Here is a 10,585-nt window from a genome sequence, read left to right as displayed (position 1 = left end):
CGTGCTTGGATGGCTCCGACTGACCAACCCCACGAAAACTTCATCTTCCCTGAAGAAGTTCTGCCTCGCGGTAACGCTCTGTAATCAGCGCGAAATATCAAAATTTCCAACATTTTAAAAGGGTAAGATAAAGCAGTTTAGGCTTTACCCTTAATGCTTAAAAAGCTCCCGCCACCAGGCAGGAGCTTTTTATTTCCAGGATTTGATCGAATTAGCGCCCTAAAAAAGTTGATTTTTTACAAAAACCAACTCTGCCTGTAGCTAGAACAACTCGTGTCTATATATGGTGAACTCTCCATCTGGCAAGAAATCGATCGACCTTTCCCCGCCGCCAGAGTGGCCATGCACCTGATAACCGCACAGCCAGGATTCTGAAGAACATATGGGCAAATGGCTGAAACTGCGATCGCCCGATTGCTGTAGAGATCGATCGAAGACCTTGCTGCTGCAGTAATTTCCCCTGATCTCACAAAAATCTCTATTTGCATCCCCCACTTCTAATTCCTTGTGTTATTCTAATAATTGTGAATACTAGAACGATACTCAGAACGCAAGTTCTTCTGGTAACGCTGGCAATGGCTAGCGCACAAATCATCACCTTAAATCTTGTATTTAGGTGATGTGCGTTCCAATATTAAGCCATTTAGCTAAACCTGGAGGTGATGCCCATGATAGAAAGTAGTAAACGCATGGGTCATCAGATTGGAAACTACCGGCTGTGCGCCGGGGCCGCTCACTAGCAGTCAGCCGTCGTCTCCAACGGGAAACGACTTCCACGGGGAACCAGGCTGAGCTAGGGATTCTCCCGGCAGTCAGGTTCTAATCTGAAGACCCGCTAGACCGCTCTCACCTCAAATAGTGCTAAATCTTGAGTATTAAAACTTGAGACTAAACGCTATTGGTGAGAGCGGATAGTTTTTGGTCAGGGTTTCTACAGGTGGGCAGTTAATCTGCCATTGCTAATTCCAAAGAACAAAATTATGGCTGACCTACTTAACAATACTGAAATTCAAGAGCGCGCCAGTCAATTGTCAGGCTGGACAATTGAAGGCAAACAACTGCGTTGTACGCGTTTATTTAAAGATTTTATCGAAGCGATAGCCTTTGTGAATAAGTTGGTCGCCCCCTCAGAAGCCGCAGCACATCACCCAGATATAGAAATTTCCTACAACAAAGTTACACTTAACTTGACAACTCACGATGCCGGAGGCTTAACTGAGAAAGACTTTGCGCTAGCCCAAGAGATTTCTACGCTAGATTAAAAGAGTGTCGGCTGGCCCAATAAGAGTCCCCGCTAGAGAAAAGCTCGCAAATAAAAAATCGACTTGGGGTTAGAATCGGGTGCTAAAAAGTCGAGAGGCCAAACGTTCAATGTATAAAAGGCTATTCCCCATCATCCGACCATGATCGTATTTGAAAAGCCAGAGTTCAAGAACGAGTCTGCTGCCGAAAAAACCCATCTGATAGAAAAGCTTTTAGATATTGGCGCGGCTCTGTCGAGCGCCCAAGATTTGGGCGACTTGTTAAACTTAATTTTATCCAAAAGTAGAGAAATTACCTACAGCGATGCTGGCAGTGTTTACTTAGTAGATCACAGCGACGAAAAATCTAAGCTGCTGTTCAAGGTAGCCCAAAACGCTTCTAAACCCAGCCTGTCGTTTAAAGAGTTTGCCCTGCCACTGACAGACAAAAGCTTGGCGGGATACGTGGCAATTACCGGTCAAAGTTTGAACCTGTCTGATGCCTACGACTTACCCCCGGGCGTACCCTATCGGCTAGATACCAGTTTTGACAGGGATATTGATTACCGCACTTGCTCCGTAATGGTACTGCCGATGCAAAACCGACAGGGAGAGACAATAGGTGTACTGCAACTGATCAACCGCAAAACAAAGGCAGATACGGTGCTGACAGCAGACAATGCCTGGGAATCGACGCAGCAGTATTCGGAGTGGGAAGAAAGGATAGTTCGATCGCTCGCTTCTCAAGCAGCAATCTCGATCGAGCGCAATCAACTTCAAGACAGCATAGAAAATTTGTTCGAGGGCTTCGTCAAAGCCTCGGTGCAAGTCATAGAAGCCAGAGACCCCTGTACCTACGGCCATTCAGAACGAGTAGCAGCCCTCACAGTACGCCTTTCAGAAGAAGTAAACACCGTCACCAGCGGAGGACTGCGCTCTATTTACTTTAATAACCGCCAAATTCAAGAACTTCGCTACGCCGCCCTGCTGCACGATTTTGGCAAAATTGGAGTGCCCGAAGCAGTTTTGACCAAACAGAAAAAGCTCTACCCCGCACAGCTAGAAATCATTCGCCACCGCTTTGGCTTAGCTCAGCGGACGATGGAAATGGAATGCGTCCAGTCTAAATATAAATACTTGCTGGAGCATTCGGCTTACCGAAAACACCCGAGCCAGGAGCCAGAGTGCGCTCAATGCCAGGAAATCGAACAGCTAGACACTAAGCTAGCAGAGGCGAAAACCCGATTAGCAGAATACTGGGAAGTGCTGCTAGAGGCAAACGAGCCTCACATTTTGGCAGCAGAACCCCTAGCTCAACTGCGAGAGATTGCTCGACAAACTTACAGAGATATAGATGGGGCAAAGAAACCCCTGCTCAACCCAGACGAGATCTTGCAATTGATGGTGTCGAGGGGCAACCTGACGCCGGAAGAACGATCGGCAATAGAATTTCACGTAACTCACACTTACGAGTTTCTGAAACAAATTCCTTGGACAAAGGATTTAAAAAATGTTCCAGACATTGCCTACGGACATCACGAAAAACTCGATGGCACAGGCTATCCGCGAGGTTTAAACAAGTCAGAAATTCCAATTCAAGCGCAATTGATGACGATCGCAGATATTTACGACGCCCTGACAGCAGGCGATCGCCCCTACAAGCGAGCTCTGCGAACAGAGGCAGCCATGAAAATTTTGCGGCAAGAAGCAGCTCACAACAAAATCAACGGTGATTTGTTAGAATTGTTCGATCATCGCCAAGTCTTTAGCGTCCTCGGACACAGCTTGGAGGTTAAAGTCGAATCAGCCTAGACGAGTCGGGCGTGCTGTGCTAAAAAGTAAATAGGCGATCGGGTGCTATCAATTGTCATCAGTAAAATCAATCGACAGCCCAAGCCTGGTATGGTTTTGACGCAGTTGAGTACAGGTTAAAAAACAGGCTCTCTGCAGCCGTCAGTCACATCTACCTACTCGGTCAGCCCGAAAGAATCAAAAGAAAAAGTGAATTTTAGGTCTCTTTTTAGAGTATGCTAGTGGAGCAACGACTGACCACATAGAAGACTAGAAAAGTTTCTCTGTAATCGGTGTGAGGATGAGAGTGAATATGTCGAAATTTTTGTGGAGTTACTTACTAATCAGCCCAGCAGTCTTAGGAGCTACCCTAGTAGTTTCTTCGAGCGCGATGGCAGCAGACGCTCAGCAGGCTGCTGATGCGCTCAATCCCGCTGTCGCCAAAGCTGAAACCGCTGAAACCTCCGAAGCGAAACTAAATGCTTTAGCTGCTGTTTCTGAAACAACTGCTGCCTCCGAGCCAGTAGAAGAAATTTCCCAAGTCGCTGGCAGCGAAACCCACGCAGCGATTGAAGATTCGGCCACGACTGCAACTGAAAGTGCGATCGTTGGAGCCAACACAGCCCCTGCTGAGGCAGATCCCCAAGCGGCATCACAACCTACAAGTGAATCTTTAGCCGCAGTTGAGCCAACAGTCGCTCAACCAGTAGAAAATTCTGCCCCGGCTGCCCAACTAGAAACTCCAGCCCCGGCAGCTACCGCTCTCCCAGAGCAAATCGGTGCAGTTCAATTAGAAACTCCAGCCCCGGCAGTGGCCGAGTCGGCAGAACAAAGTTTGCCACAACCGGCTGAATCTTTAGCGCAAACTGCCGCACCACAAGAGCAAAACCCAGCCGCCACATTAGAACAGCTCAACCAGTACACCACCGAAGGTACTGTCGGCAGCGAAACTGAAGGTCAAGTCACCTCTGTTTCCCAACTTTCCGACGTGCGGCCCACAGACTGGGCCTTCCAAGCACTGCAATCCCTAGTCGAGCGCTACGGCTGTATTGCCGGTTATCCCGACGGCACATTCCGCGGCAACCGGGCAATGACTCGCTACGAATTCGCAGCCGGTTTAAATGCTTGCTTAGACAAGGTGAGCGAGCTAATTAGAGGCGGCACGGGCAACTTCGCTACGAGAGATGACTTGGCGGCCCTCCAACGGCTCCAAGAAGAATTTGCAGCGGAACTGGCAACCCTGCGCGGTCGCGTTGATGCTCTGGAAGCTCGGACAGCCGAACTCGAAGCCAACCAATTCTCCACCACTACCAAGCTGACTGGGGAAGCAATTTTTGCCCTCAGCGATGACTTTAGTAGCGACGTTAGCGTTTTTGGCAGAGACGGCGAAAGAATCGGCAGCAACAATAATGAAACTGTCTTCCAACAGCGGGTGCGTCTCAATTTAAACACTAGCTTCACCGGCAGAGACTTGCTGCTGACCAGGCTTCAAGTCGGCAACGGTCAAAGATTTAACCTTGGGGCTACCAGCGAAGGCACTCAAACTTGGAATGTTGTCGGCAGAACCGACAACGTTGTGGCCCTCGATACCTTGCTGTACAAGTTCCCCGTCGGTCAGCGACTGAACGTTAGCCTGATAGCCAACGCTGGCGTTTGGGACGACATTATGCCGACTGTCAACCCTTATTTTGAAGACTTTGACGGCGGCAACGGGTCATTGAGCACCTTTGGACAGCGGAACCCGATTTATCGCTTGGGCGGTGGCGCAGGTATCGGCTTTGACTATGCCTTCGGTGGCCGAGGCTTGCTGGGCGGCGTGTTCGGCCCGACTTCTCTGTCCTTCGGTTATTTGGCGTCAAATGCAGCCAGTCCGGCTAGGGGTGCAGGCTTGACAAACGGCGACTACGCGGCGATGGGTCAGTTGACTTTTACCCCCGGACGCAACTTGCAAGTTGCATTCAACTACAACCACGGTTACTTTAGCAGAGGTAACTTTGGGTTTGACAATGGTTTATCGAATGGGCCAGGCAGTCTCGGCGGTTTCACAGGTACCGGCGTAGCTAATTCTCTCAACGGTTTGAGCGAAGGCTTTGATGGCTTCAATGCTCGCAAAGTTGTCAGCAACTCCTACGGTGCTCAGGCTTCGTTACGACTGAGCCCGAGATTTATCCTTGGTGGCTGGGCTGGTTTAACCAATGCCCGCATTCTCGGCATCGGCGATGCGAGAATCTGGAACTACGCTGTCACCTTGGCTTTGCCTGATTTAGGGAAAGAAGGCAACTTGCTAGGGTTCGTGGTAGGTCGTGAGCCTTACTTGGATAAACTTGAAGCTTCGAGGAGTTTGCGGAGCTTCCGCAACGATGATTCCTATCACGTTGAAGGTTTCTACAAGTTTCAGCTCTCGGACAACATTTCTGTTACTCCGGGCGTGATTTGGGTGACAAATCCTAATCAAGATGACCGTAATGATGACATCATCATTGGTACTCTGAGAACTACTTTCACGTTCTAAGAGCGGGTTAGAAGAGGCAGGGAGGTTATACCCTCTCTGCTGGCCACTCTAAAGGCCAAGTTTAGCCCTGCCTAGCGCAGGGCTTTTTTGTTTGCGGGACGAAGGGTGCGCCAAGAATATATTAAAAATTAAAAATTATCAGTCATAAAGGCAGACAACCCGTTTCTGGAGGTAAGGCTGTGGTGGAAGCGGAGGGAGTCGAAACGAGAAACTGGGTTTGTTGGGTTCAGATTGCCGATCGTTCCAAGGATGCAGTGATGAAAGTCGCTCAAGTTCAGTGGAAAACCGGGGTATAATAAAGGGTAAAGTTAGGAGTTAGAATTTGGAACTCAACATTGATGAGAATTTTAACATCTGACTTAGGAGTTGATAATTCTGATATTTGAAGCAATTATGGTAGAACTCTCCTGTAAAAGCGAATACGCAATCTTAGCTTTGCTGGAGCTTGCCGATTGCTACGAAGAAGGCGAGCCTCTGCAAATTCGCCAGATAGCGGCTCAGCAAAATATTCCCGATCGATATTTAGAGCAGTTGCTGGCTACCATGAGACGCTGCGGGCTGATTCGCAGCCAGCGAGGAGCTAAGGGAGGTTATATATTGGCGAGGGAACCCTGGAAAATTACCCTCCTAGAAATTATCAACTGTCTCGAAGGCTCAGAGTTCGATCGCTCTGAAAAAGACTCGCCCGCTCAAACTGTAGAAAGTGCGGTGATTTGGGAAGTTTGGCAAGAAGCTCGATCGATTGCCAACTCAGTTTTGCAAAAATATACGCTACAGGATCTGTGCGAAAAGCGCAATGGCAGACGGCAGCTCGATATCATGTATTACATCTAGTTAATATTGCCAACTAGGAATTAACATTTACTTTCAACCACAAACTGACAAAGATTATGCGTATTGCTGGCGACATTACAGAATTGGTAGGGCGGACGCCCTTGGTGCAACTCAACCGCATTCCCCAAGCCGAAGGCTGCTTGGCTCGGATTGTGGTAAAACTCGAAGGCATGAACCCGGCAGCATCGGTAAAAGACCGGATCGGTGTGAATATGGTCAATCAAGCCGAGGCCGAAGGGCTGATTGCTCCGGGAAAAACGGTTTTAGTGGAACCGACTTCTGGCAATACCGGAATTGCTCTGGCAATGGTGGCGGCGGCTAAGGGCTACCAGTTGATTTTGACGATGCCGGATACGATGAGCACGGAACGCCGATCGATGCTGCGAGCTTACGGGGCCCAACTAGAACTGACTCCCGGAATTGAGGGCATGAGTGGCTGCATCCGCCGCGCTCAAGAGATTGTGGACAAAACTCCCAATGCGTATATGTTGCAGCAGTTTCGGAATCCAGCAAACCCGCAGGTTCACCGTTCGACAACGGCTGAGGAAATTTGGGAAGATACAGACGGCGAAGTGGATTTCCTGATTTCTGGGGTTGGGACTGGCGGTACGATTACGGGTATCTCGGAGGTGATTAAGTCCCGGAAACCCGAGTTTAAGGCGATCGCCGTTGAGCCGGCCAATAGTCAGATACTGTCGGGCGGAAAGCCTGGGCCTCACAAAATTCAAGGTATCGGTGCTGGTTTTGTGCCGCCGGTGCTGAATGTGGATTCGATCGACGAAATTATAGTTGTTACCGATGACGAGGCGATCGCCTACGGCCGTCGCTTGGCCAGAGAAGAAGGACTTTTGTCCGGTATTTCCAGCGGTGCGGCACTATATGCAGCGGTGAAAGTCGGCAAGCGTCCCGAAAATGCAGGGAAATTGATTGTGATGATTCAGCCTAGCTTCGGCGAACGCTATCTCAGCACTCCCTTGTTCCAAGATCCAGAACTCAATCTGGCGATGGCCCTCAACTAAGCTAGCCTCCGGCCCAAGTCGCAAAAATAGAGAGCAGGGCGTACAGTTTACGCCCTGCTTGGCTTTTTAGTAGATTAAAAAATGACGATAGATTGTAGCTCCCTCGATCGCGATCGATATCGTTTCCGGTTGCATCGGAATGATTTAACCGCAGAGGGCGCAGAGAACGCAGAGGGAGAGAATACAGAGAGGAATAATTCCGATGCTACCGGATTTGATATGATGCCGAATTTCTGAAGGAGCTTTTTTTTGAACTAACCGCTTTCGGCGTGTTAGCGAAGCGGGCGCTGAGCGCTTTTGTGGCGAAGGAAGAGCAAAGAAAAGAAGGGCTAACTGTTGGCGGGAGCAGCGCTATAGGAGTCCTCAATCTCGATCGGCTTACCACTTCCAAAGCCTCAATGTTTTTCTAAAATAGATTTATGATAAGTTGAAAACTGAGGTTTTTTACTGGCAATTATTGACATTTATATCAGATAAAAAATTAAAATATTAGCAAGAAATGATATTTTTGTCAAGCACTTTCTCACAGATAATCCAGATTTCAAGGAAATAACAGCGTGTCTTCCGTTATCAATCACTACAAAACCCTAAAGATTAGCCCAACCGCAACACAAGCCGAGATTAAACAAGCATACCGCCGTTTAGTCAAATTATTTCATCCAGACAGCCGCAGCGACACAGCGGGTCACGAAGAGATTGTCCGCCTCAATGCAGCCTATGAAATATTAGGAGACGCCCAGCACAGACAATCTTACGATCGCCAACTTTCCCCACAAAGCGAAGAATTGCGATCGCCCAGCGCGTCCAACTTCAGCCGCCAGCGACAACAAACAGCGCGGGATGCCGACGAACAAATGGAACAGTGGCTGATTAAAGTATATAAACCAGTCAATCGAATGCTCAACAACATTTTGAAGCCGCTGAAAAAGGAAATAAACGAATTGTCAGCAGATCCGTTTGATGACGAACTGATAGAAAAGTTTCAACTTTATATCGAAACCAGCCGCGAGTTCCTTGAAAAAGCTCATAACTTTCTCAGATCGATGCCCAATCCATCTAATGTAGCCGGAGTTGCTGCCCATCTCTACTACTGTATCAATCAAGTCGGCGATGGCATAGAAGAATTGCATTTATTTACCCTCAATTATGACGATCGGCACTTGCACACCGGTCAAGAACTGTTTAGAATTGCCGCTAGACTGCGGCGGGAAGCACAGGATGAATTAAAAATTAAAAGTTAGTTAGTCAAGGAGAGGGGGAGAGGCAGGGCGGTTTCATTCTTGGTAGGGGCCGTGCCAAGAGTGCCGGCCCTTTTGGCCTGAAACCCCCATTCGATGGTTGGTGGCGGGGGTAGGCACTCTTAGCACTACCCCTACAAAAACCTCGTTTTTGGTGAGAATGAAACAGCCCTGGGGGGAGAGGGGGAGAGCGGAGAGTGGGAGAGTGGGAGAATTGCCCAATGCCCAATGCCCAATGCCCTCAGCATTCATCCGTTAAATCCGTTAAATCCCGTACACTGCGCGTTGCCGAACTTCCTTCTTTCAAATTCCAAAAAGAACTTGAATGCGCTTGCGAATTTTAATAAAAGGAGTTTGTTCCAGAGATTCGCCATCTAACAATCCCAAATTTCTCAAAGCTTGCTGGCGTTCCGACAATTTTTGAGCAATCTGATCGGCTAAATTGGGTTGTTCTCTTAAAAGTTTTTGTAAATCGTGGCGTTCCACCACAAACAAAATTGCATCTTCGCTAGTTTTAACAGTCGCCGTTCTTGGAGTTCCCAATAGCAAAGATATTTCCCCAAAAAACTCGCCCTCATGAAGCGTAGCAATATACTGACCAGCTTTTTGAGAAAGAACTTCTACATTACCGGAAAGAATAATATAAAAAGAGTCGCCAGGGTCATTTTCTTTACATACAACCTGTCCCGCTGGAAACAGTTGTCGGTAGCCGTATTCAATTAACTGTCGCAGTTCTAAATCCGTACACTGTTCAAAATAAGTTACTCGCCGCAACAAATCTCGCAGCGTCCAATTATTAGGGGATTTAGGCCCTGGATTTTTATGTTCAGAAACGGGGAGATTAGATTTGAGGTCGGCTGAATGTTTGGCATTTTGCGGAAAAACTTGGCCGTTGGAATTATTGTCTTTGTTATTGTGAAAAAGTTGAGTTAACTCTTGCGGATTTCGCAGCCACAAATCCCGCTGGGGAAAAGGAATTTCGATATTTCGGTGGCGAAATTCGTAATCTATTAAAAAATTCACTGCACTTTTAATAGCATCGCTTTCCTGCGGCTGATCAATCCAAACTAAAAGTTCAAAATTTAAAGCGTTATCTCCAAAACCGCAAAACCATACTTTAGGAGAAGGGTGGGACAAGACATTCGATTCCATCCGGGCCGCAATTAGCAGCGCTTCCGTAACTATTACTGGGTCAGAGCCGTAAGCAACGCCGACGGGGATGTGGAGGCGACATCGGGGGTCTCTGTAACTCCAGTTAATAATGTTAGTTTCGACAAACTTAATATTTGGTATAATTACAAATAGTCCGTCAATTGTTTTAATAATTGTAGAACGGATCGAAATTGTTTCTACTGTTCCTAATAAATTGTCTATTTCAATAAAGTCTCCTACTCTAATTTGGTGTTCAAATAGCAGGGTGAGACCACTGATAAAGTTGCTGGCTAGATTTTGCAATCCGAAGCCGAAACCAATGCCGACAACGCCCGCTAAAACGGTGAGAGAACTGAGGTTGATGCCGGCACCTTGCAGGACGAATATACAGCCAAGCGTTGCTAAAATATAGCTAATGATGGTGGAAATTGCTTCTCGACTACCGCGATCCAATCCCATCCGAACTAGCAGGCTGCGCTTGATTCCTTCACTGATAATCTTAGCTATAATCAAGGCAAATATAGCTAAAACTATCAGTTTGACGATCGCACTGAGGGACAGATGAGTGTCCCCGATATAGAAGAGGGGGGTTGTCATCGCACCCGACCAATTTTCAAAAAAGCGATCGGCTCGTGCAGTAATCCAATTCATTAATATTTGGTAATGGGTAATGGGTGATTAGTTTTGAGCGCAACTGAACCGCAAATTGTTAACTATTGCAGAGCTTAGGCGAAAAACTCGAACTGTGGAGTGTCCTGTGTGGCAAAAAGGTCGATTCCCTACCGCAACGGGCCCGCT

The 10,585-nt window shown here is 47.8% G+C and carries 8 protein-coding genes; 7 read left to right on the top strand and 1 reads right to left on the bottom strand.

Going from position 1 to position 10,585, the window contains the following annotated elements:
- Positions 1-980: 980 nt before the first annotated feature.
- The 7 genes from QUB08_RS21550 (at position 981) to QUB08_RS21520 (ending at position 8,638) form a co-directional block, all read left to right on the top strand.
- Positions 981-1,262, top strand: coding sequence for a 4a-hydroxytetrahydrobiopterin dehydratase (locus QUB08_RS21550; RefSeq protein ID WP_333157534.1), 282 nt, complete (start codon positions 981-983; stop codon positions 1,260-1,262).
- A gap of 141 nt (positions 1,263-1,403) precedes the next feature.
- The gene (locus QUB08_RS21545) at positions 1,404-3,053 is read left to right on the top strand and encodes an HD domain-containing phosphohydrolase (RefSeq protein WP_333226940.1); all 1,650 of its coding nucleotides are present in this window, start codon (positions 1,404-1,406) and stop codon (positions 3,051-3,053) included.
- A gap of 292 nt (positions 3,054-3,345) precedes the next feature.
- Positions 3,346-5,544 carry an iron uptake porin gene (locus QUB08_RS21540; RefSeq protein WP_333226938.1) on the top strand — a complete coding sequence of 733 codons (2,199 nt, stop codon included), beginning with the start codon at positions 3,346-3,348 and terminating at the stop codon, positions 5,542-5,544.
- Between the two features lie 393 nt (positions 5,545-5,937).
- On the top strand, positions 5,938-6,378 hold the full coding sequence (locus tag QUB08_RS21535; protein WP_242716025.1) for an Rrf2 family transcriptional regulator: 441 nt from the start codon (positions 5,938-5,940) through the stop codon (positions 6,376-6,378).
- A 56-nt stretch (positions 6,379-6,434) separates the two neighbouring features.
- The gene (gene cysK, locus QUB08_RS21530) at positions 6,435-7,397 is read left to right on the top strand and encodes a cysteine synthase A (RefSeq protein WP_333226936.1); all 963 of its coding nucleotides are present in this window, start codon (positions 6,435-6,437) and stop codon (positions 7,395-7,397) included.
- A gap of 81 nt (positions 7,398-7,478) precedes the next feature.
- Positions 7,479-7,634 (top strand): hypothetical protein, encoded by a 156-nt coding sequence (locus QUB08_RS21525; RefSeq protein WP_333226934.1) that lies wholly within the window; start codon positions 7,479-7,481, stop codon positions 7,632-7,634.
- A gap of 320 nt (positions 7,635-7,954) precedes the next feature.
- Positions 7,955-8,638: a DnaJ domain-containing protein gene (locus tag QUB08_RS21520; protein ID WP_333226932.1), complete on the top strand. Its 684-nt coding sequence runs from the start codon at positions 7,955-7,957 to the stop codon at positions 8,636-8,638.
- 300 nt (positions 8,639-8,938) lie between these two features.
- Here QUB08_RS21520 and QUB08_RS21515 read toward each other — a convergent pair whose 3' ends face one another.
- Complete coding sequence (locus tag QUB08_RS21515; protein WP_333226930.1) at positions 8,939-10,438, bottom strand: cyclic nucleotide-binding domain-containing protein; 1,500 nt, start codon at positions 10,436-10,438, stop codon at positions 8,939-8,941.
- Between the last annotated feature and the right edge of the window lie 147 nt (positions 10,439-10,585).

This window comes from Microcoleus sp. BR0-C5 (genome assembly GCF_036705045.1).
Taxonomy (GTDB): Bacteria; Cyanobacteriota; Cyanobacteriia; order Cyanobacteriales; family Microcoleaceae; genus Microcoleus.
The sequence above is the reverse complement of the archived record's forward strand: the minus strand, read 5'-3'. Positions and strand labels throughout refer to the sequence as shown.

Excerpts from the sequence above, each read along its gene's own strand:
- QUB08_RS21550 (WP_333157534.1), top strand. The coding sequence starts at position 981 with ATGGCTGACCTACTTAACAATACTGAAATTCAAGAGCGCGCCAGTCAA.
- QUB08_RS21545 (WP_333226940.1), top strand. The coding sequence starts at position 1,404 with ATGATCGTATTTGAAAAGCCAGAGTTCAAGAACGAGTCTGCTGCCGAA.
- QUB08_RS21540 (WP_333226938.1), top strand. The coding sequence starts at position 3,346 with ATGTCGAAATTTTTGTGGAGTTACTTACTAATCAGCCCAGCAGTCTTA.
- QUB08_RS21535 (WP_242716025.1), top strand. The coding sequence starts at position 5,938 with ATGGTAGAACTCTCCTGTAAAAGCGAATACGCAATCTTAGCTTTGCTG.
- cysK (WP_333226936.1), top strand. The coding sequence starts at position 6,435 with ATGCGTATTGCTGGCGACATTACAGAATTGGTAGGGCGGACGCCCTTG.
- QUB08_RS21525 (WP_333226934.1), top strand. The coding sequence starts at position 7,479 with ATGACGATAGATTGTAGCTCCCTCGATCGCGATCGATATCGTTTCCGG.
- QUB08_RS21515 (WP_333226930.1), bottom strand. The coding sequence starts at position 10,438 with ATGAATTGGATTACTGCACGAGCCGATCGCTTTTTTGAAAATTGGTCG.